Genomic DNA, 25,617 nt, shown 5'->3' on the forward strand with positions numbered 1-25,617 from the left:
TCTCCTGTGGGGAGAAGGCTTTGCGGCCTTGTCTGGGCGGAGTCTCGTGGAATACTGCGCCGTGGAGCGGCGTTGATTCCATCGGCGCGCGCAGTGCCTAACGGTCCGGACCGCCATGAACGCGCAAGCCAAGCCCAGCGAACCGTCGATGGAGGAGATTCTCGCCTCCATCCGGCGGATCATCTCGGACGACGAAGCCAAGCCGGCCGAGGCGGAAGCCGATTCCGCGCCGGCTCCTGCCGCCCCGGCTTCGGAGCCCGAGGAGGCCACCTTCGACGACGACGTGCTCGATCTCGGCACGGAGGCCGCCTTCGTCGCGCCGCCCCAGCCCGAGCCGACCCCGACCGCCGTCACGCCCGGCGAGGATGAAGCAGAGGCGGATATCGATTTTCGGGACGCGGACGAGTCTCCGTCCGCGGCGCTCGCCGTGCCCGTCGAAACGCCCGAGCCGGCGCCGCCGCCTCCTCCCGAACCCGAACATCAGCCCCAGCCTCAAGCGGCCCCGCAGGCCGTCGACATGGCGAGCCTGTTGTCGGATCAGGCGAGTTCTGCCGTCACCAGCGCCTTCGGCCAGCTTGCCAACACGGTCCTCAGCAACAACGCCCGTACGCTCGAGGATCTCGTCAAGGACATGCTCAAGCCGATGCTGAAGACCTGGCTCGACGACAATCTGCCGTCGATGGTCGAGCGGCTCGTCCGCGCCGAGATCGAGCGCGTGGCGCGAGGCGGCCGGAGCTAGTCCGGTTTGGCCAGGCGTCGGCCGCGGCCCGCGCCCTGCGACGGAGCTTTCCGCAGGCTGTCGAAGGCACCGGCCTCGTCGAGGCGCTTGAGGGCGAAACCGGCCACCGCGAGAGCTGCCGTCGGCGCGCCCAGGCGGGAGACCAGCATCGTCAATCCGATCGCGAGCGGGCGCGGGTAGCGTCCCGAGGCCGCCTCCACCGTGACCCAGGCGCCGATGGCGTGAACGAGAAGCTTCATGGCGCGGCCCTCAGAGCCTGACCTTGCGATGGTCGCCGAGTTGCGGCCGTGCACCCGTCAGTGCCGCCGCGGCCATCTTCACGCTGGTCACGAGTTTTCCGGGGCTGTCCCATAACTCGGCCGCGACGGGGCGCACGCGCAGGACGCGGATGTCCGGATCGTCGGCGCTGTCCCAGAACGCCTTGTAGGCACTCTCCCACAGCTCGCGAACCAGCGCCCGATCGTCCAGCACGCTCGCCACGCCGCTGACGGAAAGATAGCGATGGCCGTCCGGATCGGCGAAGGCCAGGCAGATGTTGTCGTTGATCTGAATCTCGTCGTCCTTGTGGTGGCGGCGGTCGGTCAGGAAGTAGACGGTATCCTCCTCGCGTCGCCCGTGCGCGTGCATCGGCCGGGCGCGCAACTCCTCGCCGTCGCCGTCATGCGTCACCAACATCGCAAACCTGATCGAGTCGATGAGTTCCCAAACGCGGTCCTGATCGTGGCGCGACATGCTCTGTCTCCCGGTTGCCGTGATGCCGTTGCAACCGCTTGCGCCGGGCGAGGTTCCCGTTCGTGAACAACGGCGCCTGCGGGAACAACCTTTTCGCTGATGCGTAAGAGGAGCTGTCGCGCCGCATTCGGCGTCGCTCACCACCATCATCCAGCTTCCGGGGGATTTGCACATGGCCAAGGCTGCAGCGAAGACATCCACTTCGGCGAAGATCGTGAAGTCGAGCAAGGTCGACCTTGCTTCCAACACCAAGACGAAGGTCGTGGGCCTCCTGAACGAGCGCCTCGCCGACGGCATCGATCTCGCCTTGCTGACCAAGCAGGCGCACTGGAATCTGAAGGGACCCGGCTTCATCGGCATCCACCTGATGCTGGACGGTTTCCGGGACGACCTCGATATCCATGTCGATACGGTTGCCGAGCGTGTCGCCCAGCTGGGAGGGATCGCACTCGGCACGACGCAGAGCACCGCCAGCGCGTCCTCGCTCAAGGCCTACCCGACCGACATCATCTCGGTTCAGGACCATCTGGCGGCGCTGGTCGAGCGTTATGCGGACGCCGGAAACAAGGTGCGCGAGGCGATCGACGCTTGCGACGAAGCCGGCGACGCCGATTCCGCCGACATTCTCACGGCCTATTCGCGCATGCTCGACAAGTCGCTCTGGTTCCTCCAGTCGAACCTCGCCTGAGCCGCACAGCCGCGCTCCGTCATTGAAAACGTTGACGGGCGGGCCGCGCATGCGCTCTTAGAACGCTCAAGCGCTTTTGGCCTTTTCTCATGGCCGGGGCAGGTCCCCGGCCTTTCTGCGTTCGAGCGATGTGATGATGGACAAGACATTCGAGCCGGCAGCCGTCGAGGCCCGGATCAGCAAGGCCTGGGATGAGGCGCAGGCCTTCAAGGCGGGTAGGGGGGCGGCGCCTGGCGCCGAGCCCTATTGCATCGTGATCCCGCCGCCGAACGTCACCGGCTCGCTGCATATGGGCCATGCGCTCAATAATACGCTGCAGGACGTGCTCTGCCGCTTCGAGCGCATGCGCGGGAAGGATGTGCTGTGGCAGCCCGGCACCGACCATGCCGGCATCGCGACCCAGATGGTCGTCGAGCGCAAGCTCGCTGCCGAGAACAAGACCGATCGCCGCTCCATGGGCCGCGAGGCCTTCCTCGCCGAGGTTTGGAAGTGGAAGGAGGAGTCGGGCGGCACGATCGTCAACCAGCTCCGGCGCCTCGGCGCCTCCTGCGACTGGTCGCGCGAGCGCTTCACCATGGATGAAGGGCTCTCCGCCGCTGTTCTCAAGGTCTTCGTCGGCCTGCACAAGCAGGGCCTGATCTACCGCGCCAAGCGGCTGGTGAACTGGGACCCCAAGTTCCAGACCGCGATCTCGGACCTGGAGGTGCTGCAGGTCGAGAAGACCGGCACGTTCAAATGGCAACGCGGCGGCGAAGAGGCCTTCGACGCGGCCAAGCTCGACAAGGCGCTGAACCGCGATCCGAACGGCCATCTCTATTATTTCAACTATCCGCTCGAAGGCGCGGCCTACGATCCGGACGACGCCTCGACCTTCATCACGGTCGCGACGACGCGCCCCGAGACGATGCTGGGCGACACTGGCGTCGCGGTCCATCCCGACAACGAGAAGATCGGCCATCTGATCGGCCGCAAGGCCGTGCTGCCCCTGGTCGGCCGCATCATCCCGATCTTCGGCGACGATTATGCCGATCCCGAAAAGGGCACCGGCGCGGTCAAGATCACCCCGGCGCATGACTTCAACGATTTCGAGGTCGGCAAGCGTCATCAGCTGGACATCGTCAACATTCTCGACGGCGAGGCGCGGATCACGCTCGCCGGCAACGAGGATTTCCTCGCCGGGGCGAAGCCGGAAGCCGAGACGATGGCGCTCGACGGGCTCGACCGCTTCGCCGCGCGCCGCCGCGTCGTCGCTCTGATGGCGGAGCGCGGGCTCCTCGCCAAAGTCGAGCCGAACACCCACACCGTCCCGCATGGCGACCGTTCCGACGTCGTGATCGAGCCCTGGCTCACCGACCAGTGGTATGTCGACGTCAAGCCGCTGGCGCAACGCGCGCTCAAGGCGGTGCAGGACGGCCGCACCAAATTCACGCCTGAGAACTGGACCAAGGTCTATTACGACTGGCTGGAGAACATCGAGCCCTGGTGTGTCTCGCGCCAGCTCTGGTGGGGCCACCAGATCCCGGCCTGGTACGGGCCGGACGGCGAGGTCTTCGTCGCCGAGTCCGAGGCCGGGGCGCAGGCGCTGGCGGTCGGCCATTACGGCGGACCGGTCGAGCTTCGGCGCGACGAGGACGTGCTCGACACCTGGTTCTCCTCGGCGCTCTGGCCGTTCTCGACCCTGGGCTGGCCCGACGAGACACCGGAACTGAAGCGCTACTACCCGACGGCGACGCTGGTCACCGCCTTCGACATCATCTTCTTCTGGGTTGCCCGGATGATGATGATGGGCCTCAATTTCATGGACGAGGTGCCGTTCCGCGACGTCTACATCCACGCCATCGTTCGCGACGAGAAGGGCGCGAAGATGTCGAAGTCGAAGGGCAACGTCATCGACCCGCTGACGCTGGTCGACCAGTACGGCGCCGATGCGCTGCGTTTCACGCTGGCGGCGATGGCAGCCCAGGGACGCGACATCAAGCTCGCCACGTCGCGCGTCGAGGGCTATCGCAACTTCGCGACCAAGATCTGGAACGCCGCGCGCTTTGCCGAACTCAACGGTTGCGCGCGGGCGGAAGGCTTCGATCCGGCTGGCGTCAAGCAGCCGCTCAACCGCTGGATCCTGAGCGAGGCCGCGCAGGCTGCCGAGGAGATCGCGGCCGGAATCCCGAGCTTCAAGTTCAACGAGGCGGCGGGCGCGGCCTATCGCTTCGTCTGGAACCAGTTCTGCGACTGGTATCTCGAGCTCGCCAAGCCGATCCTGCAGGGCGAGGGCGTCGACGCCGCCGAACGGGTGGAGACGCAGGCGACGGTGGCTTATGTCATCGACCTGATCGCCCAGTTGCTGCACCCGTTCATGCCGTTCCTCACCGAGGAGCTCTGGGCGCAGAAGGCGGGCGTCGGAGCGCCGCGCAAGTCCGGGCCCGGCGATGCCGCTCTGGTGTGCCTCACGCGATGGCCGGATCTCTCGGCGCTCAAGGATGCGGCGGCCGAGGCCGAGATCGGTTTCGTCGTCGATCTGATCTCGGACATCCGCTCGGTCCGCTCGGAAGTGAACGTTCCCGCCGGCACGCAGGCGCCCCTCGTCCTCGTCAACGCCTCGGCGGCGACCCGGGCGACGATCGAGAGCTGGCGGCCGATGATCGAGCGCCTGGCCCGCGTCTCGGAGATCGCCTTCGAGACCGCGGCGCCTGCGCAATCGGCGCAGATCATCGTGCGTGGCGAGGTGGCGGCACTGCCGCTCGCCGGGCTGATCGACCTCGACGCCGAGCGTGCCCGCCTGGCCAAGGAGCTCGCCAAGCTCGACCAGGACATCGCGGTCGTCGAGAAGAAGCTCGGCAACCCCGATTTCATGGCCCGCGCGCCGGAAGAGATCGTCGAGGAGAACCGGGAGCGCAAGGCGGCTGCGGAAGCGCGCAAGGCAAAGATCGCCGAGGCGCTTGCGCGGCTGGCCTGAGCCGGCCATCGCATTGCCGCCATCGCCATGTCGTCAAATTGACGCTGCCGGGAGAGAAGACTCGCGTTCTCCCCCGGAGATGGCTTAGATGCGCGCGGCGCAGTTCCGGCATGCGCAAGGCGGCGGCAGACAGGATCGGCAGAGCAAGAACCCATGCTCAAGCGAGCTTATGACTGGTGTGTTTCCTACGCCTCGCATCCGGCTGCACCCTGGCTGCTCTTCGCCCTGACCTTCGTCGAAAGTTCGATCAGCCCGCTGCCGCCGATCCCGCTGCTGCTGCCGATGTGCATCGCCCGGCCCGACCGCGCGCTGTTCTATGCCGGCGTCTGCTCGCTCGGCGCGGTGCTGGGCGGCTATGTCGGCTATGGCATCGGTTTCCTGCTCTACGACTCGCTCGGCGCTTGGCTGATCGGCATCTACGGACTGCAGGAGAAGGCTGCGAGCCTGATCGCGACCTCGCAGGATTACTGGTTCTGGGTGCTGGTCACCAAGGGCTTGACGCCGATTCCGTTCAAGATCGTGACCATCATGTCGGGCTTCCTGCATTTCGACCTGTGGAAGTTCACGGTTGGCATGGTCGTCTCGCGAGCAAGCTTCTTTCTGATGATCGCCATTGCTCTGCGCTTCTATGGCGACGACATCCGTATCTTCATCGAGAAGCATTTGCCTGTGGCGGCTCTGGCTCTGCTGCTGGTCGTGGTCGGCGGATTCTTCGTGCTGCCGCTGGTGCTCTGAGCCGCGCTTCGCCCAAGCGAGGCAGTACCCCCGTTTTCGTGACATCGCTGCAACAGTGCGGAATGGAACGCTCAGATCCATGGGCGCATGCAGGCGCTCGCCGCGAAGCCGCCACAAACAACGCCCAGCAAAAGAGCGCATTAAGCCTTTGAGATATAGACAAATTGAAACACCTGTTCGCGTTGCGGGCGTTGCCCGGCAGCCTGAACGGCGTTCCAGCGTCGAGATTGAGCGAGCCCGGCCCGCATGGCAGTTTCCGCCCATGCCGGTCTGGGGGGACAGGACGAGTGGCGATGAAGGCGCGTGTGTTCAGCGAGTGGGGGGCGGCAGATCGTTCGACGAGCGCGGGCTCGGCCGGCCTTTTTTTCTCGCTGCGTGACTGCACGGCACCGCGGAGCAAAACCATCACAGGAATGCTCTCAGTCCGCCTTTCTGATGCCGAACTTGAAGAGCGTTATGGCTCCCGAACGCCGGAGCGGGCCGACCGCAGGTCCGGAACGTCGCGGAAAGGAGCGGCGATCGTCGGCCCTGCCGAAGGCGGTGCCCTGACTCACCCAGGAAGGGCGGGCGAAACCGATTGCCATGCGCATTTCTGAACTCACCATAGCATGCATGCTGCTGTTGCTTGGCGCGCCGCAGGCCGCCGGGGCGCAGGACTTTGCCAATGGGCAGCCGCCGCTGCCGCCGCGGCCGATTCCCGGGATCGCCCTGCCGGAGCCGGACGCCGCGCCGGCCGCTGGTTCCGACGATGCGGTCATCGCGCCCTCGCCGAAGACGCCCACCGCGCACAGCGCGCTGCCCTTCGCGCCGTTCAGCAGCGCCCGCGATGCACTACGGGCCTGGATGCGCGATTCCTCGGCCGGCGATCAGGTCGGCGCCGTCCGGGCGCTTGAATACGCCGCGTCGCAGGGGCACCTGACCGCGCAGTACAAGCTCGGCCGGATGTATGCCGGTGGTGATGGCGTTCCTGCCAATGATCTCAAGGCGTTCGAATATTTTTCGAAGATCGCGGACGAAAATGCCGACGCCATGCCCGGCACGGCTGCGGGCCGGATGGTCGGCAGTGCCTTTGTCGCGCTCGGAAGCTATTTCGTCGACGGGATCAAGGGCAGCTACGTGAAGCCCAATCCCGACCGGGCCTTTGACATGTTCCATTATGCGGCGTCCTATTTCGGGGACCCGGACGGGCAGTACAACCTCGCGCGGCTTTACATGAAGGGGCAGGGCACGGCCCGCGATCCCAGGCAGGCGGCGCGCTGGATGAAACTGGCGGCAGAGAAGGGCCATGCTCCGGCGCGGGCCGCTTTCGGCGAGATGCTGCTGCGCGGCGGGGAAGGCGTGCCGCGCCATCCGATCCTGGGCTTGATGTGGCTCGCCATGGCGCGGGAGGCCGCTGACCCGGTTCGGGAAGCCTGGATCATCGAGCGGCACGATGCGGCCTTCGCGGCGGCTTCCGCGGCCGACCGCTCCGCCGCGATGGCGCTGGTCGAGCGCCAGCAGCTTGCAACGGCCTCCTCGCCCGGCCGCGCCGATTCCCAGCGCTGACGGCTCTGGCGCCTTCGGCGTCCCTGGCGCAGCCCTAGGTTAGCTCGATCATCACCGGAACGTGGTCGGACGGCTTGTCCCAGCCGCGGACATGTTTGGCGATCTGCACGCCGGCAAGGCGGTCGGCAGCTTGCGGCGACAGCAGCAGGTGATCGATGCGGATGCCGTTGTTCCGTTGCCAGGCGCCGGCCTGGTAATCCCAGAAGGTATAGAGCCCGCCCGCATCGGTCGTGCTGCGCAGCGCATCGGTGAGCCCGAGATCGAGGAGCGCCCGGAAGGCCGCGCGCGTCTGGGGCAGGAACAAGGCGTCGCTGACCCAAGCACCGGGATCGCGCGCGTCGCGCGGCTCGGGGATGACGTTGTAGTCGCCCGCCAGCACGAGCGGCTCCTCCTGCTTCAGCAGCATATCCGCATGGGCAGTGAGCCGCGCCATCCAGCCGAGCTTGTACGGGTATTTTTCTGTGTTGGGCGGATTGCCGTTGGGCAGGTAGATCGACGCCAGCCGGACGATTCCCGGCCCGAGCGGCAAGACACCCTCCAGATAGCGCGCCTGGGCGTCAGCCTCGTCTCCCGGCAGCCCGCGGCGCACGTCCTCGAGCTTGCTGCGGCTGAGGATCGCGACGCCGTTGAAGGTCTTCTGGCCATGCGTCTCGACCTGCCACCCCGCAGCCTCGATCTCGGCACGGGGGAAATCGGTATCGAGGCACTTGATCTCCTGCAGGCAGAGCGCGTCCGGCTCGGCCTCTCTCAGGAAGTCGAGCAGGTGGCCGAGCCGCTGGCGGACCGAGTTGACGTTCCAGGTGGCGATGCGCACGAGAGGCTCCGATATCAGGCGGCGGCAGGATAAGCTGGATCGCTGCAGCCGTGGCAAGCCGCTTCCTGCCGCAAACGAAAAACTCCCCACATCGCTGTGGGGAGTCGATGATTCCCGATGGGATGGTCGGGCGCTGTCAGGGGCAGGCGCGAACCACGCCACCGGCCGCGATATAAGTCCCGGTCTCGGGGTTGTAGCTGCGGAACCGGCGCGAGCAATAGGCCACGGCATCGGTGTCCGCGAGGCTGTAGCCATAGGCGCGCGGCACGGGCGGAGCATAGACCACCGGCGGCGCGACATAGACCGGCGCCGGCTCATAATAGACCGGCGGGGGCGGGGGGGCTGCCAAGGCAACGGCGGCCAGGGCACCGCCGATGATGCCGGCGGCGATGCCGGCTCCGACCGCCGGGCCGCGGCGGTAGCCGTAATAGCGCGGGCCGTAGCCATAGCGGCGCCATTGCACCGTCTGCGTCATATCGCTGCCGGCATGCGACATCGCCTGGACTGCGCCTGCGGCGTTGAGCGGCGCCGCCGATGCAGGCGCTGCCAGCACCGCTCCGCCGGCCAGCGCTGCCGCCACGACGAGAGACTTGATCATGACGAAACTCCCTTGCTCTCCACCGGGTGCGGACCTGCGCCTCGTCCCCGATTGGACCTGAACTTACCGATCCGTCGGCCCTGATGGAAGACTAGCTCGCAATATCGGCGTAATTTAGTCGTCGCGTGATTGTCGCCGGGCCGTCGCCAGCCATCGGCAAACGGGTTGCGCATCGGCGATTCTGTCGCCATCTAGCGCTGCACTGCACCTTATCCGCATCCTGCATTCGAAGGACGAAGAAACCATCATGGCGCATCCTGGCGGCCGTTCCCATGACACCGTGGCCTACGACCCGATGAAGCCCCTGCCGCTCATCATCTTCAGCTCGCGCTGGCTGCAATTGCCGCTCTATCTCGGGCTGATCGTGGCGCAGTGCGTCTATGTATTCCTGTTTCTGAAGGAGCTCTGGCATCTGATCAGCCACGCCTCGTCGTTCAGCGAGCAGCAGATCATGCTGGTCGTGCTCGGCCTCATCGACGTGGTGATGATCTCGAACCTGCTGATCATGGTGATCGTCGGCGGATACGAAACCTTCGTCTCGCGGCTGCGTCTCGAAGGCCATCCCGACCAGCCGGAATGGCTGAGCCACGTCAATGCCAGCATTCTCAAGATCAAGCTCGCCATGGCGATCATCGGCATCTCGTCGATCCATCTGCTGAGGACCTTCATCGAGGCCGGCAATATCGGGATCGAGGGCAGGACCGCGAACTATACCGAGGTCGGTGTCCTGCTTCAGACGCTGATCCACGTCGTGTTTATCTTCTCCGCGATCGGCATTGCCTGGGTCGACCGGATGACGCTGACGAGCGCCAAGGGTCACTGAACCCCGTTGGCTTCGCGGCAATGCAGGGCGTGGGCTGGGCCGGCGAGCGTGACCGCCCCGGCTATTGCCCGCGCCCGCTGCGGGCGGCGAAGCGGATCGCTTCCTCGGCCGCGCGGAACAGCGCCTTGGCCTTGTTGATGCACTCCTCCTGCTCGGAGGCCGGGTTCGAATCGTAGACGATGCCGGCTCCGGCCTGGACATGCATCCGCCCGTCCTTGACCACGGCCGTGCGCAGCACGATGCAGGTATCCATCTCGCCATTGGCGCCGAAATAACCGATGCAGCCGGCATAAGCGCCGCGCGCGTCGCGCTCCAGCTCGTCGATGATCTCCATGGCCCGGACCTTGGGCGCACCCGAAACCGTCCCGGCCGGGAAGCCGGCGATGAGGGCGGCGAGCGAATCGTGCTTCGGGTCGATCCTGCCTTCCACGTTCGAGACGATGTGCATCACCTGGCTGTAGCGCTCGATGAAGAATGAATCCGTGACCTTGACCGTGCCGATCTCGGCGACGCGGCCGACATCGTTGCGCCCGAGATCGAGCAGCATCAGGTGTTCGGCCCGCTCCTTCGGATCCGCCAGGAGTTCCTTGGCCAGGGCCTCGTCCTCGGCAGGGGTCGCGCCGCGCCGGCGCGTGCCGGCGATCGGACGGATCGTGACCGTGTCGTCCCGGCGCCGGACCAGGATTTCCGGGCTGGAGCAGACGATCTGGAAATCGGCGAAATCCAGATAGCAGAGGAAGGGCGCCGGATTGACCCGCCGCAACGCCCGGTAGAGCGCGAAGGGCGGCAGCGCGAAGGGCGCCTCGAAGCGCTGCGAGAGCACCACCTGGAAGATGTCGCCGGCCTGGATGTACTCCTTCGCCCTGGCAACCATCTCGAGATACTCGGCCTCGCTCGTATTCGAGGTGGTGACCGGTTCAGGCAGGTTGGCGATGTCGATCTCCGCCTCGGCGGGGAGGGCGCCTTCGAGCGCCCGGACGATCCCGTCCAGCCGCTCCTGCGCGCGCTCATAGGCGTGGCGTGCCGCGATGCCGGGCTGCTGACGGACCGGCGTGACGATATGGATCTCGTCACGCACCGCGTCGAAGACGACCATCAGCGTCGGTCGGGTCAGGATCGCGTCCGGCACGCCGGTTCCGGTCTCCTTCGGCTCGGGCAGGCGCTCCATCAGTCGCACCATGTCGTAGCCGAGATAGCCGAAGACACCGGCCGCCATCGGGGGCAGCCCCTCGGCCTCGGGAATGGCGCTCTCGGCCAGCAGCGCGCGCAGGCTCTCGAACGCAGGCCGGGGATCGTCCAGGAAAGCCTCGCCCAGCGCCGGCCTGCACAACGAGGCCTGGCCGCGATGGCAGCGCCAGATCAGGTCCGGCTCCAGCCCGATCATCGAATAGCGGCCGCGGACGGCACCGCCTTCGACCGATTCCAGCAGGAAGGCCGGCCCGGAGGTGGCATGACGGAGCTTGAGGAAGGCAGCGACCGGCGTTTCGCAATCGCCGACCAGCACCTGGCGCAGGAGCTGCGGGGCTCCCGTCTCGTAGACCTGCGCGAAACGCTCGAACTCGTCGCGGGGTTGCATCGTCAATTCTGCGCTCCGCCCGTGGCGTTGCGGAAGGCTGCTTCGTTGATGCTCACCCCGAGCTTGGCCTGCCGCTCGACGACGTATTGCATCAGCAGCCCCTCGCTCAGATTGGACGTCAGCAGCCGAACGAAATTCTCCGCCTCCTGCGCGGTCCGGACGTAAGGAGGCACGGTCGCGGAATCGACCTTGAACAGGATGCGGCTACCATCGGCGGCGGCCGCCGAATTGGCCTTCCCCGCGACCGTGCCGAACACCTGCGTCACGACATTTGCCGGCAGCTCGGCCCGCTGCTCCTGCCGCGTGAGGCCGGTCGCGGTTTCGACCGTCAGGCCTGCAGCGGAGGCGACCGCCTGGAAAGCCTCGCCCTTGTCGAGTTTCTGGACCAGCTCGCGGGCCTTGGCCGAAAGCTTCGTCGCCGTTTCCTCGGCGCGCCACTGGGTTTCGACCTCGCCCTTGACCTCGTCGAAGCTGCGGTCGCGCGAGGGATCGATCTTGGTGACGTCGAACCAGACGTAGCCTGCGTTCTGCGGCAGCCGGATCGCTTCGTTGTCGACACCGATATCGGAGGCGAAGATCGCGCGCAGCGTCGCGTCGCCGCCCGGCAAAGCAGCCTCCCGCGAGCCGTCCGGCTTGGTATTGGCCTGGCTGACCGGCCCTGCGTTGCGAAGCTGCAGGTTGAACTGCTTGGCGATCTCGGCGAGCGGCTTGGCAGAGGCGCGTTCGTCCTCGATCTTGTCGTGCAGCTCGGTGATCCGGCTCGTGGCGTGGCCCTTGGCGATCTCCTGCTTCACCTCCGCTGCGACCTCCTCATAGGGTCGCACATGCTGGGGATCGATCTTGGTGACGCGCAGCAGCACGGTGCCGAAGGCGCTCTGGACCGGCGCGCTGACCCCACCCTGTTCGAGGGCGAACGCCGCATCCCGCACGGCCGGATCGAAGATCTGGTCGCGTGTGAACGTGCCCAGGACCAGGTCCTTGAAGGCGACGTTCCGTTGGGTCGCGAGCTCGTCGAAGCTTTCGCCGCCGTCGATCTTCGCCTTGGCGGCCTCGGCCTCCTCGGCATTGGGGAAGGAAATCTGCTCGACCGTGCGCGTCTCGGCGGTGGTGAAGCGCTGTGCCTTCAGCGCTTCGTAGCGTGCCTTGGCCTCGTCGTCGGTGACCTTGGACGGGTCGGCGACGGCATCGGCGGTGATCGCGAGCACGGCCGCACTCCGGAACTCCGGGGCGCGGAAGGCGATCTTGCGGTCGTTGTAGAACGTCTTGAGCTGCTCGTCCGTCGGCGCGGCGATCTCGCCGGCGGCGCTCGCCGGCATGCGGGCGAAGGTGATCGCGCGCTTCTCGTTGCGGAGGCGATTGCCGATCTCCTGCAGGGCTACGGGGATCGTGAAGCCGCCGGAAATCATCTCCGCCACCTGCTGGCGCAGGACGGTCGCGCGCTGGAGCGCGACATAGCTCTGCTCGCTGTAGCCGTTCGAGCGCAGCAATTCGTTGAAGCGCGCCGCCGAGAACTGGCCGGCGGCATCGCGGAACACCGGATCGTCGAAGATCAGGTTGCGGATCGTCTCGTCCGAGACGGCGAGCCCCATGTCCCGCGCCGTCTGGTCGAGCGTCGCCTCGCTCACCAGCCTGGAGAGCACCTGCCGGTCTAGGCCGAGCGCGCGCGCCATTTCCGGCGAGATCTGCCGGCGTTGCTGGCGGATCAGGTTCTGAATCTCGTTCTGATAGGCGGTGCGCACCTGTTCGACGCCGATCTCGGTCTTGCCGACCTTGGCGACCTCGTTGCGGCCATAGCCGCGGAAGATGTCGCCGACGCCCCAGATCGCGAAGGCGAGGATCAGGACGCCGAACATGACGCTGACGACGAGCTTGCCGAGAAAACCCTGACTCGCCTTGCGGATGCCCTGCATCATCATGGAAACTGTCTTTCCCTGAACCTGTTCGTGGCGCGAACCGGGCCGCGCGCGATTTTGTCGGCGCTGCTTATAGGAACCGGCGGCGAAAGCCGCAATCGCCGCCATGAATTCCCTTGCCGGTTCACATGAGATTGCGGCGCCAGCCGGGCGTTGATAGAGCCGGCCCGATCAAATCCGGAGGAAGTCAGACGTGACGCGCAGCATCAGGCCGCTGGTGGCCGGCAACTGGAAGATGAACGGCCTCAAGGCCGAGCTCGGCATCGCAACCGAGGTGGCCCGCGGCTACGACGCTGCGCTCAAGGCTGCAGTTGACCTCGCGATCTGCCCGCCCTCGACGCTGCTTTTCACCGCCACCGCCGCGCTGATCGGCTCGCGCATCGCGACCGGCGGGCAGGATTGCAGCGTGCAGCCGGCCGGCGCCTTCACCGGCGAGGTCTCTGCCGCCATGCTGGCGGATGCCGGCGCGGCCTTCTGCATCGTCGGCCATTCCGAGCGCAGGACGCTTCACGGCGAGAGCAATGTGACGGTTCGCGCCAAGGCCGAAGCTGCGCGCAAGGCGCTGCTGGTCCCGATCGTCTGCGTCGGCGAGACGCGCGAGGAGCGCGAAGCCGGCAAGGCGCTTGCCGTCGTGCGCAGGCAGCTCAAGGGCTCGGTACCGGAAGGGCTCGACGCCGCGAGCCTCATCGTCGCGTATGAGCCGGTCTGGGCCATCGGCACCGGCCTGACGCCGACAGCGGCCGATGTCGCCGAGATGCATGAGGCGATCCGCGGGGATCTCGGCCGGATCATCGGCAAGGCTGCGGCCTCCGGCGTGCGCCTGCTCTATGGCGGCTCGGTGAAGCCCTCGAATGCCGCCGAGCTGATGAACGTCGCCAACGTCGATGGCGCGCTGGTCGGCGGCGCAAGCCTGAAGCCCGAGGAGTTCCTGGCGATCGCCCGGGCCTGCGCCGGCTGAGCTCGGGACAATTCGACTGTCATCGAGGGGTGGCGCCGCCGGAAACCCCGTGCTATGTGCGCCGCCGAATTCGCCTCGACCTTTCGAGGAGGAGCGGGTGGCCCTTGGCGGCGGCCCGCGCCATGCCCATTTCGTGAGATCATGCAGAACGTTCTCATCGTCATCCATCTGATCATCGTCGTCGCGCTCGTCGGCGTCGTGCTGCTCCAGCGCTCCGAAGGCGGCGGGCTCGGCATGGGCTCCGGCGGCGGTGGCGTCGGCGGCTTCATGACCGGTCGCGGCCAGGCGAATGCGCTGACGCGGGCGACGGCGATCCTCGCGGGCCTGTTCTTCCTGACCTCGATCGTGCTGGCCGTGATGGCCAATCGCGGCCGCGTTCAGCGCTCGATCATCGACGGCGCGCCGGCCACGACCGCTCCGGCCAGTCCCGGCCAGCCGGCGGCGCCGAATGCGCCGAGCGCTCCCAACGCCGGTGGCGTGCTCGACCAGCTCCGCCAGCTCCAGAACCAGACGCAGGGCGGCGCTCAACCGCCGACACCGGCCGCACCCGCGGCCCCGGCTGCTCCGCAGCCGCAGCAGTAGGACAGGGCAGGGGCCGGGCGACCGGCCCTTCTCTTTTGATGTGGGAGCGGGCCGGGCGACCGGCCCTCTCTTTTGTGGACAAGCGCGCAGGGCAAGGCGGGACTGCACTGCGAGCGCTTAGCGAATCGAACCCGTGGCGATAGAGGTGAACTCCCATGACGCGGTATGTTTTCATCACCGGCGGCGTGGTGTCCTCGCTTGGCAAAGGCCTGGCGGCGGCGGCTCTCGCGGCCCTTCTCCAGGCGCGCGGCTACAAGGTCCGCCTGCGCAAGCTCGACCCCTATCTCAACGTCGATCCGGGCACGATGAGCCCGTATCAGCACGGCGAGGTCTTCGTTACCGACGACGGCGCCGAGACCGATCTCGATCTCGGGCACTATGAGCGCTTCACCGGCCGGCCCTGCAACAAGGGCGACAACATCACCACCGGCCGCATCTACATGGACATCCTGACCAAGGAGCGGCGCGGCGACTATCTCGGCGCCACCATCCAGGTCGTCCCGCATGTCACCAACGCGATCAAGGAATTCGTCCTCTCCGGCAACGAGGGCTATGATTTCACGCTGGTCGAGATCGGCGGCACGGTCGGCGACATCGAGAGCCTGCCCTTCCTCGAATCGATCCGCCAGATCAGCCAGCAGTTGCCGCGCGGCCAGTGCATCTTCACCCATCTGACGCTGCTGCCGTATATCCCGACCGCCGGCGAATTGAAGACCAAGCCGACCCAGCATTCGGTCGCCGAGCTGCGCTCGATCGGCATCCAGCCCGACATCCTGCTCTGCCGCACCGACCGCGAGATCCCGCGCGAGGAGCGCCGCAAGCTCGCTCTGTTCTGCAATGTAAGGGAGACGGCCGTCATCGAGGCCCGCGACGTCGCCTCGATCTACGACGTGCCGCTCTCCTACCATGCCGAGGGGCTGGACAACGAGGTTCTGGCTGCCTTCGGCCTGGATGCCTCGGTTGAGCCCGACGTTTCGAACTGGAAGCGCATCTCCGATCGGGTGAAGAACCCGGAGGGCGAGGTCACCATCGCCGTCGTCGGCAAGTACACCGGCATGAAGGACGCCTATAAGTCCCTCATCGAGGCGCTGACCCATGGCGGCATCGCCAACAACGTCAAGGTCAATCTCGACTGGATCGAGTCGGAGGTCTTCGAGAAGGAGGACCCGGCGCCCTTCCTGGAGCATGTCCACGGCATCCTCGTGCCCGGTGGTTTCGGGCTTCGCGGGGCCGAGGGCAAGATCAAGGCTGCGACCTTCGCCCGGCAGCGCAAGGTGCCCTATTTCGGTATCTGCTTCGGCATGCAGATGGCGGTGATCGAGGCGGCCCGCTCGCTCGCCGGCATCAAGGAAGCGAGCTCGACCGAGTTTGGCGAGACGAAGGAGCCGGTCGTGGGCCTGATGACGGAATGGCTGCGCGGCAACGAGCTTGAGCAGCGCGCCGCCGGCGGCGACCTCGGCGGCACGATGCGGCTCGGTGCCTATGCCTCGCAGCTCCTGCCGGGCACCAAGATCGCGCAGATCTACGGCTCGACCGAGATCTCGGAGCGCCATCGCCATCGCTACGAGGTCAACATGAACTATCGCGAGCGGCTGGAGGCGCAGGGCCTGCGCTTCAGCGGCGTCTCGCCGGACGGTCTGCTGCCGGAGACGGTGGAGTATCCTGCGCATCCCTGGTTCATCGGCGTCCAGTATCACCCCGAGCTCAAGTCGCGCCCGTTCGAGCCGCACCCGCTGTTCGCGAGCTTCATCGAGGCCGCAGTCGTCCAGAGCCGGCTGGTCTGAGCGCGGACTACGGATCGAGGGTCACGGTGGCCCAGGGCTGGCGTCGTTCCGCGAAGACGGCTTTTTGCGGAGCCGGAAACTGCGGGTCTGCGAAGGCTCCCACCGCCACCGCAACCATCTCCGGCTTGCGGGAGGGCTCCCAGAAGACCGTGCTTCCGCAACTCTGGCAGAAATGGTGCAGGACACGGTAGCCGCTGTCCGCAGGCCGGTCGTAATCGGCATAGCTGCCGGAAACGAGGACGGTTTCTCGCGCGAAGAACGCTGCCACGCCGAAGGCGCTGCCGGTTCGCTTCTGGCAGGCGCTGCAATGGCAGAGGGCCACGAGGGCTGGTTCTCCCCGGCAGGTGACACGCAGCTGGCCACAGCTGCAGCTGGCTTCTCGGCTCTTCATGTCGCGCATCCTAGCTTTGGATGATGGCTGGCGCAGCCTTTTCGATTAGCCACGATGGCGCGCGGCGATCTCCGGCATATAGTGGGGCCGGCGGCATCGAAATGGGGGGCGGGCATGGCTGTGTCGATGGCGGGTCTGCCCGCGTTCCTGCTGTACTTCGTCGTCGGATCGGCGCTGATCGCAGCTTTCGCCGCAGCCTATCTGCGAATGACGCCCCATGACGAGATCGCTCTGATCCGCGCCGGGAACCTCTCGGCAGCGATCGCGTTCGGCGGCAATCTCGTAGGCTTTGCCGTCCCACTCGAAAAGGCGATCGCCCAGGCCAGCAGCATTCCGGACTGCGTGCTGTGGGCTGTCGCGGCGATGTTGGTACAGTTCGCGGCTTACGGGCTGGCGCGGATCGTCATCCCGGACCTCTCGCGGAAGATCGAAGAGGATCGATTGCCGTCGGCGGCGATGCTGGCCGTGCTTGCGATCATTTCGGGCACGCTGGCCGGCGCCAGCATGACGATCTGAGGTGATGCCGTGAAGCGCTCGACGCAGATCGGACTGGCCGCCGTCGGCGTCGTACTCGTCGCGTCGATCTGGTCCCGTCCCGATGAGGAAACTCAGGACAGCCTAGTCTACAACAGCTTGAGCGACTGCCGTGCCGGCGGACAGCTCAGTGCGCAGCAATGCGAGACGGCTTTCTCCGAAGCGGCCGCGGCGCGGCTCAAGGATGCGCCGAAATTCAATAGCCAGAACGAATGCGAGGCGCAGTACGGCGCGAATGGCTGCTCAAGCGCCAGCATCGGCGGGGCGCAATATTTCATCCCGGCTCTCGCAGGCTTCATGCTGGCCCGGGGCCTGGCCGGCGCGCAGGCGCAACCGCTCCTGCCGCCGACGGCTGCGACGTGCCCGCCAGGCTCGCCCCAGCCGGAATGCCAGCAGCCGCGCGCCAGCTCGTCCTCGTCGTCATCGTCCTATGGAGGCAGCTCTTCGGGAGGGGGGCGTGCACGCGCCTACTCGACCACGACGGGCCGCGGCTTCACCGTCTCGCCGAGCGCTACGCGTGGAGTCAGTTCGACCACCAGGGTCTCGTCGCGGGGCGGTTTCGGCTCCATCGCCCGCTCCTTCTCCTCCCATTCCTCGTCCTGAGATGCGGCGCCTCGCTCTTCCGCCGCGCCCCGATTGGACCGCACAGGTCGAGCGGCTTGGCTTCGCCTTCCACACCATCGAAGGTGAAACCTATTGGGACGAGAGCGCTGCCTACGCCTTCACACTGGATCAGATCGAGCGCGACATCGAGGCGCCGACGGAAACGATCGAGGAGCTGTGCTTCGCCTTCATCGAGAAGGCGTTGGGCGATGAGGAGATACTGACCAGGCTGGCGATCCCGGCTGCATATTGGGATTACATCCGCGGCAGCTGGCAGCGTGGGGAGCGCAATCTCTACGGGCGGCTCGATCTCGCCTATGACGGGAACGGGCCGGCCAAGCTGCTCGAATACAACGCCGACACGCCGACCGCCCTGTTCGAATCGAGCGTGGTCCAGTGGGACTGGCTCGAGCAGGCGATGGCGCGCGGCGCAATTCCGGCCGGCAGCGATCAGTTCAACTCCTTGCACGAGCGGCTGATCGCAGCCTTCGGCGGCCTGCGCACGCCGTCGCCCTACCGCCTGCATCTCACCTGCGTCGCCGGCAGCGCCGAGGACAAGGGAACGGTCGACTACCTGATGGATTGCGCCGTGCAGGCCGGCCTCGACGCACGGTTCACCTATGTCGAGGAGATCGGCCTGCTGACCGACGGCCGCTTCTGCGACGGTGCCAACCAGCCGATCGAGACCCTCTTCAAGCTCTATCCCTGGGAATGGCTGTTTCGCGAGCGCTATGGGGCGGCGCTCGCCGGCTCGCGCTGCCAGTTCATCGAGCCGCCCTGGAAGGCGCTGCTGTCGAACAAGGGCCTGCTCGCCTGCCTCTGGGAGATGGAGCCCGGCCACCCGAACCTGCTGCCGGCCTTCTTCGAGGGCGATCCGCGCTGTGCGACGCTCTCGGCCCGCCGCGTCCGCAAGCCGCTCTATTCGCGCGAGGGCGCCAATGTCACGCTGATGGAGCGCGATCGCGTCCTCGACAGCGACGACGGGCCCTATGGTGCGGAAGGGTACGTCGTGCAGGATGCAGCCACCAATCTGTTCTCGGCGGCCGGCAATTATGCTGTCCTCGGATCCTGGCTCGTAGCCTCGCAGCCCTGCGGGCTTTGCGTCCGCGAGGATGTCTCCCCGATCACCAAGAACAGCTCGCGCTTCGTGCCGCACTTCATCATGCCGTGAGCGCGTCTGCGACATGACCGCGCCGTCAAGACTTGCTAGCCTTCCGGCCCGACAAGCCTGCCGAAAGAACCTGCCATGTCTGCTACCGCTTCCGCGCCCCGAGGCCTCGACCATCTCGTCATCGGCGTCCGCGATCTCGACGCGGCGGGAAACCTCTATGAAAGGCTCGGCTTCAGGGTCGGCGCGCGCAATCGCCATCCATGGGGCACCGAGAACCGGATCGTCCAGTTCCCCGGCTCCTTCCTCGAACTGGTGACGGTCGCCGATGCAGGCGCCATTCCCGCCGCTGGCGAGAGGACCTTTTCCTTCGGCGCCTTCGTCCGCGACGCGTTGGCGGAGCAGGGCGAAGGCTTGTCCATGCTGGTGCTCGAAAGCCGGGACGCCAAGGCCGATGCCGCCGCGTTCAAGGTCGCAGGGATCGGCGACTACGAGCCCTTCTTTTTCGAGCGGCAGGCGAAGCGACCCGACGGGTCGACCGTGCGGGTCGCCTTCGAGCTGGCTTTCGCGGCCGACCCCAAGGCGCCGGAATGCGGTTTCTTCGTCTGCCAGCAGCACGAACCGCAGAATTTCTGGAATCCGGAATTCCAGCGGCATCCGAACGGCGCCACGGCGCTGGCCTCGGCGGTGATGCTGGCCGATGATCCGGCTGCGCACCGCGCCTTCCTCACGGCGTTCAGCGGCGGGGCCGAAGTGCTGGAGGGCAACGAGGATTATGTCCTCGCTTTGCCGCGTGGCCGCCTCGACGTGCTCGATCCCGAGACGGCGCAGGGCGCCTATCAGGTCGAGCCCGATACGACCCCAGCGCGCTTCCTCGGCTTCTGCGTCTCTGTGCCCGACCTCGAGGCCGTGGCGGAGCGGTTGAGTGCCGCGGGAGTTCCCTTCATCCAGAACGACGAACGCGTCTTCGTTCAGGCCGAGGATGCGCTCGGCTGCATGGTGGCGTTCGAGCCCGTTTGACTGCGGCGACGAGTGCGCGGCGTCAGGCCGCGCTCTCGGCCTGCGCGACCGACAGCGTCGACAGAAGCCCGATGAGCGCGCGGTCGTGAAGCACGACCATGCGTTCCTTGGGCTTCAGCCAGATCGCGGCGTCGTCGATCGTCGTCGCGTCGACGAGCTTGGCCTGTGCCACGGCGCGCTCGGGGTCGATCTCGCCGCGGCGGCGCGGCTGGGCATCCGGCAGCATCAACTCATGTGCGTGCCGAAGCGCAGGATCGGCATGGATCGCCTTCAGCCCGTCGGCATCGTCGAAGCCGGCCTTGGCGAACTCGGTCTGCAACTCGTTGGCCCTGACGGCGACCGCCGGCGGCGCACCTTCCTCTGGCGTCAGCAGCAGCCCGCGTCGCTTGAGCCAGAGCCCGATCGCCAGTTGTCCGGAGGCCCATGACAGCGGGATCGCGAGCACGAGGCCGACGATGGTCGGCGACATCCAGGCGAACAGCGACGTCGCGATCATGAAGGCCGACAGGCCGGTCACCACGCCGAGCACGGTATGGGTCCGGTGCCGGCGGATGATGTCGTTGAGCGGGATCGAGCCGTCGTCGCGTCGCTGCGGGTTCCAGCCGGTGTCGCGCCCGAGGAGGATCTGGAAGACGGAGCCCGATTGGATCAGCATCATGATCGGCGCGAAGAAGGCCGAGAACAGCACCTCGATCAGCGATGACAGGATCAGCCTGATCGCGCCGCCGCCGGCCCGCCTGAGCTTGTTGTTGAACAGGGTCAGCAACAGGCCGAACAGCTTCGGCGCCAGCAGGATCGCCATGGTGATGGCGAACAGCCGCAAGGCGCGCTCGGGGTCGAACCGCGGCCAGACGGGAAAGAGCGTGAATTCCTGGGTGAAGTATTCGGGCCGCGCGTAATTGACCTGCAGCACGATGAGGATACCGACGACCAGTTGCATCAGCCAGAAGGGCGAGGCGAGGTAGCCCATGATTCCGGTGGCGAAATGCTGCCGCGTAGGCCAGACGAAACCCTTTGCGCCGATGATGCGCGAATGCTGGAGATTGCCCTGGCACCATCGCCGGTCGCGCACCGAGATGTCGATCAGCGAAGGAGGGCTCTCCTCATAGGACCCGGTCAGGTCCGGCAGCATGTAGACGGACCAGCCGGCCCGGCGGATCAGCGCCGCCTCGACGAAGTCATGGCTGAGTACATGGCCGCCGAAGGGCGGCTTGCCCTTCAGGTCGGGCAGGCCGCAATGCTCGGCGAAGGCGCGCGTACGGATGATCGCGTTATGGCCCCAATAGTTTCCGTCGCGCCCCGACCACATGGCGAGTCCGGTCGCGATGACCGGGCCGTAGACCCGGGCCGCGAACTGCTGCAGCCTCGCGAAAAAGGTATTGCGGTTGATGATCAGCGGCAGCGACTGGATGATGCCGGCATCGGGGTCGGCCTCCATCGCGGCGGCGAGGCGCACGATGCAGCTTCCGGTCATGAGGCTGTCGGCATCGAGCACGATCATGCTCTCGTAATGACCGCCCCAGCGTGTCACGAAATCCGCGATGTTGCCGGCCTTGCGATGATGGTTTTTCGGCCGATGCCGATAGTAGACCCGCGCATCGGGACCCAGCCGCTCGCGCAAGGCGAGGAAGGCGCGCTCCTCCGAGATCCATATGTCGGGGTTGGTGGTATCGGAGACGATGAAATAGTCGAAGTGATCGCCAAGGCCCGTCGCCTCGACCGATTCCCGGATGGCGGCAACCGCGGCGAAGGTGCGCGACGAGGACTCGTTGTAGATCGGCATCACCACGACGGTGCGATGCTGAAGACTTTCGGCCCGCTGCGCCCGCCCGACGCCGAAGAGCACGCCGAAAAAGCCCAGGATCGCGCTGGTGAAGGCCAACGCGATCCAGGAGAAGTTGATGGTGAACAGCGCGAGCAATACGTACTGCAGCGAGGTCGTGCGGCTGACCGACACGACATGGTACATTTCCCAGGCGCCATAGGCCGTCAGCGCCAGGCCGCCGCCGAAGACGAAGAGGCGCTGCAGCCAGGGCGTCTTCCAGCTCCGCGGCGCGGCGGGCCGGCGGCGATCCGAGGCGCTCCAGCGCCGGAACGACTGCACCGGCATGACCAGCCGGTTCTCAGGCGGTGTCGCGGGTTCGCGCGAGACGATCATGCGCATGTCCGGGGCGGCCATGCTCGGGCGGGGCGCGGTTACCACGTCCATCGGTTCAACCAGGTTTCCGAGACGGGCTGGCCGCCTGCTTGCAGCACGAGCCGAAGCTCGCAAAGGCTGTCATTGCCGGGATCGACCTCGAAGCCGACGCGCATCAGCTTGCGCTCGGGATAGGGCCAGAGGCGGATATTCTGGATCGTGCCCGGCTGGCTGGAGATCGTGGCGCGCGTCGCGGCCACCACGCCGGCGTCGGCGAGCCTGTCGCCGGTAAATTCGACCAGGAAACGGCGCCGCCGGCCCTGCGAGCCCTTGCCTTGCCGCACGCGGGTCGCGATCGCGAGTTCCGGCCGATCCGGCGGCTGCCAGCACCAGGCCTGGCGATAGCTCATCGTGGCCTCGGCGCCCGCGGCGAGCGCCTGCTTCGGCCGCCAGTACATGATGATGTTGCGGTTCGGCTCCGAGTCGCTGGGAATCTCGATCAGCTGCACCGAGCCGGCGCCCCAATCGCCGAGTGGTTCCATCCAGACGCTGGGCCTGAGCTCGAAACGCTGGTCGTCGTCCTGGAAAGCTGCGGCGTCGCGCTCGCGCTGCACCAACCCGAAACCCTTGGGGTTCTGGTCGACGAATGAGGAAACCTGGAGATTGGCCGGGTTGTTGACCGGCCGGTAGATCCATTCGCCGGCGCCCGACAGCATCTGAACACCCGAGACCTCGTAGACGGCCGGCCGGATATCGTCGAAGGTTCGCCGGCTCTGCGGGCCGGACAGAAAGGTGCCGGTCGCGCAGCCGAAGCCGACATGGTCGAGCGCCTGCCGCGGAAACAGGGTCGTCTCGACGTCCATATAGGTCACATCACCCGGCCGTAGCGTCATCCGCACGGCTCCGGCGACGCTCTCCGAATCGAGCAGGCCGTGAATCACCAGCGCGGCGGTGGCGGGGTTCGGCCGCTCGATCCAGAAGGCGCGGAAGAACGGAATCTCCTCGCCGCGCTGCTCGCCGGGGCGCAGGATCAGCGCGCGCGCCATGGCTCCGAAGTTCTGGCCACGCGCGATGGCGCGAAAGAAGGTCGCGCCCTGGAAGCTTGCGACCTCGAAGGGCCGTTCGAGCCCGGCCGAGATGCGCATGCCCGAAAATTGCAGGTCGGCACCGTCCGGCGGCGGGGGAACCCGGCCATAGTCGAACTTGCTGCGGTCGAACGGCACGCGCCGGATGGTGCCATCCTCGACCGTGAACAGGCTGACGGGGTTCGAGAAGACATAGCCCCGGTGCAGCGGCTCGACGGTGAAGCCACGATTCTCACCCGCCCAGATCGTGGCCCCGGGCTGCATCCGGATGCTCGAATACTGATCGAAGGGCAGGGTGGCGTAGCCTTCCGGCAGGTCGGTCGCCACCAAGGGTAGCAGGGGCTTCTGCGCCAGCATCCGCGCCGCATCGACGACGGCGGCGGGGTCGAATCGTTGCCCGTCGTTCAGAGTATGGATGTTGAAAGCGGCCGCGCCGGTAGGCGTCTGGGCCGATGCCGGAGCCGAAAGCGAGGCCAGCGCCGCCCCGCTGGCCGCGGCTCCGAGAAACTGTCTGCGATTCAAAGACTTCGCCATGTGGTCCAAGCTGCACGGACGACGCCCTCGTCCTCCGCGCTTCTAGAGCATTTCCAATACGGGTGAAAAGCGGTGGCGAGCGGAAAACTCACCGGATCTGATTTCGATCCATTCGGCCGTCGCTTATCCGGCCGGCGCTGCGTCGGTCTTCACGGTCACGTCCCCTTCGGTCATGCGATAGACTTTGGCAAATGCCGCGCGGATCGGCTATCCACGCCGCCTGCAACGCCATCATGCGCAGGATCGGCCGCGGCTCGCGCGGCCGATCGGCAAGGGAACCGAAAAAGATGACCGAAATGCAGCCTGCCCGGTCGTGCCTCGCCATCGTTCTGGCGGCCGGCGAGGGCACCCGCATGAAATCGCAGCGCCCCAAGGTCCTCCACGAGGTCGGCGGGCTCTCCTTGCTCGGCCATGCCTTGTCGGCTGTGGCGGCGGCGGGAGCCGAAGCGGCGACGGTGGTGATCGGACCGGACCGGCCGGATGTGGCGCGCGAGGCGGCGAGCCGTTTTCCCTCGGCCGAGCTCGCGATCCAGCAGGAACGGCGCGGCACGGCCCATGCGGTTCTGGCGGCGCGCGAGAGCCTGCGGCGCGGCTACGACGACGTGATCGTGGCTTTCGCCGATACCCCGCTCGTCAGGCCTGAGACCTTCGCGGCGCTGCGGGCCGGGCTCGCCGCGGGCGCGGCAGTCGTCGTGCTCGGCTTCGAGGCCGGGGACCCGACCGGCTATGGCCGGCTCGTCGAGCGCGACGGCGAGCTGGAAGAGATTGTCGAACACAAGGACGCGACGGCGGCCCAGCGCGCCATCAAGCTCTGCAATGCCGGGCTGATGGCCCTGGCGGGCGAGTACGCGCTGGATATCCTCGAGGCGATCGGGGATCACAACGCCCAGCGCGAGTTCTACCTGACGGACGTCGTCGCAATCGCGCGCGCCCGAGGGCTGCATGCCAAGGTGCTGCGCGCTCCCGAAAGCGAAGTTCATGGCGTCAATGACCGTGTGCAGCTCGCCGCGGCCGAAGCCGAGTTTCAGTGCCGCAAGCGGCTTGCCGTGATGAAGGGAGGGGCGACCTTGATCGCCCCCGAGACCGTCTTCTTCAGTTTCGACACACAGGTTGGCAGCGATGTCCTGATCGAGCCGAACTGCGTGTTCGGTCTCGGCGTCAGCATCGCGGATGGTGCGCTGATCCACGCCTTTTCGCATTTCGAAGGCGCGGAGGTTGGCCCGGGCGCCATGGTCGGTCCCTTTGCCCGCCTGCGCCCCGGGGCGAAACTTGCGGAGCGGGCCAAGGCTGGCAATTTCGTGGAGATCAAGGCGGCGGAAATCGGCGTTGGCGCCAAGGTCAATCACCTGACCTATATCGGCGACGCCTCGGTCGGTGCTTCCGCAAATATCGGCGCCGGCACGATCACCTGCAACTATGACGGCTTCGTCAAGGCGCGCACCACGATCGGCGCCGGTGCTTTCGTCGGCTCCAATTCCTCGCTGGTCGCCCCGGTTACGATCGGCGAAAACGCCTATGTCGGCTCCGGCTCCGTCATCACCCGGGACGTCAGCCCGGATGCGCTTGCTTTGGCGCGGGGCCAGCAGGTTGAGAAGGAGGGTTGGGCCAGGACCTTCCGCGAAGCAGCGAAGGCTCGCAAGAACGCGAAAAAAGCGGCAGAATAGGGCGAAAACGCGCCGAGTTTGCAGGTTCGCATTCACAGTTCGTCACGCATAGTGATTGGGCAGGCGCTGATTTCATGGCTATGCGCTTGGGCGGATAGCAA

Annotated in this window: 24 protein-coding genes; 15 read left to right on the top strand and 9 right to left on the bottom strand. The window is 66.6% G+C overall.

Annotation, left to right across the window (positions count from 1 at the left end):
- The first annotated feature begins 148 nt into the window (after positions 1–148).
- Positions 149–739: a PopZ family protein gene (locus tag BGO20_RS04050; protein ID WP_465246002.1), complete on the top strand. Its 591-nt coding sequence runs from the start codon at positions 149–151 to the stop codon at positions 737–739.
- Here BGO20_RS04050 and BGO20_RS04055 read toward each other — a convergent pair.
- Positions 736–978 carry a hypothetical protein gene (locus tag BGO20_RS04055; RefSeq protein WP_291662482.1) on the bottom strand — a complete coding sequence of 81 codons (243 nt, stop codon included), beginning with the start codon at positions 976–978 and terminating at the stop codon, positions 736–738. The two genes, BGO20_RS04050 and BGO20_RS04055, sit on opposite strands and share 4 nt — an antisense overlap.
- 10 nt (positions 979–988) lie before the next feature.
- Complete coding sequence (locus BGO20_RS04060) at positions 989–1,471, bottom strand: pyridoxamine 5'-phosphate oxidase family protein (RefSeq protein ID WP_291662480.1); 483 nt, start codon at positions 1,469–1,471, stop codon at positions 989–991.
- A gap of 172 nt (positions 1,472–1,643) precedes the next feature.
- Here BGO20_RS04060 and dps point away from each other — a divergent pair, with 172 nt between their 5' ends.
- The 5 genes from dps (at position 1,644) to BGO20_RS04085 (ending at position 7,392) form a co-directional block, all read left to right on the top strand.
- Positions 1,644–2,159, top strand: a complete 516-nt coding sequence (gene dps, locus BGO20_RS04065) for a DNA starvation/stationary phase protection protein Dps (RefSeq protein ID WP_291662478.1) — start codon at positions 1,644–1,646, stop codon at positions 2,157–2,159.
- Positions 2,160–2,292: 133 nt separating this feature from the next.
- Positions 2,293–5,112, top strand: coding sequence for a valine--tRNA ligase (locus BGO20_RS04070; RefSeq protein WP_291662476.1), 2,820 nt, complete (start codon positions 2,293–2,295; stop codon positions 5,110–5,112).
- Between the two features lie 153 nt (positions 5,113–5,265).
- A complete protein-coding gene (locus tag BGO20_RS04075; RefSeq protein WP_291662473.1) occupies positions 5,266–5,847 on the top strand; it encodes a YqaA family protein in 582 nt (193 codons plus the stop codon).
- A gap of 293 nt (positions 5,848–6,140) precedes the next feature.
- The gene (locus tag BGO20_RS04080) at positions 6,141–6,443 is read left to right on the top strand and encodes a hypothetical protein (protein ID WP_299856712.1); all 303 of its coding nucleotides are present in this window, start codon (positions 6,141–6,143) and stop codon (positions 6,441–6,443) included.
- 16 nt (positions 6,444–6,459) lie between these two features.
- Positions 6,460–7,392 (top strand): tetratricopeptide repeat protein, encoded by a 933-nt coding sequence (locus BGO20_RS04085; RefSeq protein WP_291662471.1) that lies wholly within the window; start codon positions 6,460–6,462, stop codon positions 7,390–7,392.
- A gap of 34 nt (positions 7,393–7,426) precedes the next feature.
- Here the strand turns inward: BGO20_RS04085 and xth are convergent, their stop codons facing one another.
- Both xth and BGO20_RS04095 read right to left on the bottom strand, forming a co-directional pair.
- Positions 7,427–8,206 (bottom strand): exodeoxyribonuclease III, encoded by a 780-nt coding sequence (gene xth, locus BGO20_RS04090; RefSeq protein WP_291662470.1) that lies wholly within the window; start codon positions 8,204–8,206, stop codon positions 7,427–7,429.
- A gap of 136 nt (positions 8,207–8,342) precedes the next feature.
- A complete protein-coding gene (locus BGO20_RS04095) occupies positions 8,343–8,804 on the bottom strand; it encodes a BA14K family protein (protein ID WP_299856717.1) in 462 nt (153 codons plus the stop codon).
- 247 nt (positions 8,805–9,051) lie between these two features.
- Here BGO20_RS04095 and BGO20_RS04100 point away from each other — a divergent pair, with 247 nt between their 5' ends.
- Entirely contained in the window at positions 9,052–9,627 is a 576-nt protein-coding gene (locus tag BGO20_RS04100) for a TIGR00645 family protein (protein ID WP_291662466.1), read from the top strand.
- Between the two features lie 61 nt (positions 9,628–9,688).
- Here the strand turns inward: BGO20_RS04100 and trpE are convergent, their stop codons facing one another.
- The gene (gene trpE / locus BGO20_RS04105; protein WP_291662609.1) at positions 9,689–11,203 is read right to left on the bottom strand and encodes an anthranilate synthase component I; all 1,515 of its coding nucleotides are present in this window, start codon (positions 11,201–11,203) and stop codon (positions 9,689–9,691) included.
- 2 nt (positions 11,204–11,205) lie between these two features.
- Positions 11,206–13,119 (bottom strand): peptidylprolyl isomerase, encoded by a 1,914-nt coding sequence (locus tag BGO20_RS04110; protein WP_291662465.1) that lies wholly within the window; start codon positions 13,117–13,119, stop codon positions 11,206–11,208.
- Positions 13,120–13,309: 190 nt separating this feature from the next.
- Between BGO20_RS04110 and tpiA the strand changes: the two genes are divergently transcribed.
- The 3 genes from tpiA (at position 13,310) to BGO20_RS04125 (ending at position 16,440) form a co-directional block, all read left to right on the top strand.
- The gene (gene tpiA / locus BGO20_RS04115; RefSeq protein WP_291662464.1) at positions 13,310–14,074 is read left to right on the top strand and encodes a triose-phosphate isomerase; all 765 of its coding nucleotides are present in this window, start codon (positions 13,310–13,312) and stop codon (positions 14,072–14,074) included.
- Positions 14,075–14,215: 141 nt separating this feature from the next.
- A complete protein-coding gene (gene secG / locus BGO20_RS04120) occupies positions 14,216–14,656 on the top strand; it encodes a preprotein translocase subunit SecG (RefSeq protein ID WP_291662462.1) in 441 nt (146 codons plus the stop codon).
- 155 nt (positions 14,657–14,811) lie between these two features.
- Positions 14,812–16,440, top strand: a complete 1,629-nt coding sequence (locus BGO20_RS04125) for a CTP synthase (protein WP_291662460.1) — start codon at positions 14,812–14,814, stop codon at positions 16,438–16,440.
- 7 nt (positions 16,441–16,447) lie between these two features.
- Here the strand turns inward: BGO20_RS04125 and BGO20_RS04130 are convergent, their stop codons facing one another.
- The gene (locus BGO20_RS04130) at positions 16,448–16,840 is read right to left on the bottom strand and encodes a GFA family protein (RefSeq protein WP_465245993.1); all 393 of its coding nucleotides are present in this window, start codon (positions 16,838–16,840) and stop codon (positions 16,448–16,450) included.
- Positions 16,841–16,885: 45 nt separating this feature from the next.
- On the opposite strand from BGO20_RS04130, the gene BGO20_RS04135 reads away from it, so the two are divergent.
- From BGO20_RS04135 to BGO20_RS04150, 4 genes are all read left to right on the top strand, one after another.
- Positions 16,886–17,347: a DUF350 domain-containing protein gene (locus BGO20_RS04135; RefSeq protein ID WP_291662457.1), complete on the top strand. Its 462-nt coding sequence runs from the start codon at positions 16,886–16,888 to the stop codon at positions 17,345–17,347.
- A gap of 9 nt (positions 17,348–17,356) precedes the next feature.
- On the top strand, positions 17,357–17,968 hold the full coding sequence (locus BGO20_RS04140) for a DUF1190 domain-containing protein (protein WP_291662455.1): 612 nt from the start codon (positions 17,357–17,359) through the stop codon (positions 17,966–17,968).
- Between the two features lies 1 nt (position 17,969).
- Positions 17,970–19,139 carry a glutathionylspermidine synthase family protein gene (locus BGO20_RS04145; RefSeq protein WP_291662453.1) on the top strand — a complete coding sequence of 390 codons (1,170 nt, stop codon included), beginning with the start codon at positions 17,970–17,972 and terminating at the stop codon, positions 19,137–19,139.
- Positions 19,140–19,214: 75 nt separating this feature from the next.
- Complete coding sequence (locus tag BGO20_RS04150; RefSeq protein WP_291662452.1) at positions 19,215–20,096, top strand: VOC family protein; 882 nt, start codon at positions 19,215–19,217, stop codon at positions 20,094–20,096.
- Between the two features lie 22 nt (positions 20,097–20,118).
- Here the strand turns inward: BGO20_RS04150 and mdoH are convergent, their stop codons facing one another.
- Complete coding sequence (mdoH, locus tag BGO20_RS04155; protein ID WP_291662608.1) at positions 20,119–22,260, bottom strand: glucans biosynthesis glucosyltransferase MdoH; 2,142 nt, start codon at positions 22,258–22,260, stop codon at positions 20,119–20,121.
- 32 nt (positions 22,261–22,292) lie between these two features.
- Positions 22,293–23,852 (bottom strand): OpgD/OpgG family glucan biosynthesis protein, encoded by a 1,560-nt coding sequence (locus BGO20_RS04160; protein WP_291662450.1) that lies wholly within the window; start codon positions 23,850–23,852, stop codon positions 22,293–22,295.
- A 296-nt stretch (positions 23,853–24,148) separates the two neighbouring features.
- On the opposite strand from BGO20_RS04160, the gene glmU reads away from it, so the two are divergent.
- Positions 24,149–25,516: a bifunctional UDP-N-acetylglucosamine diphosphorylase/glucosamine-1-phosphate N-acetyltransferase GlmU gene (glmU, locus tag BGO20_RS04165; protein ID WP_291662607.1), complete on the top strand. Its 1,368-nt coding sequence runs from the start codon at positions 24,149–24,151 to the stop codon at positions 25,514–25,516.
- Positions 25,517–25,617 lie beyond the last annotated feature (101 nt).

Origin of the sequence: Allobosea sp. 67-29, assembly GCF_001898115.1 — a bacterium.
Classification (GTDB): domain Bacteria; phylum Pseudomonadota; class Alphaproteobacteria; order Rhizobiales; family Beijerinckiaceae; genus Allobosea.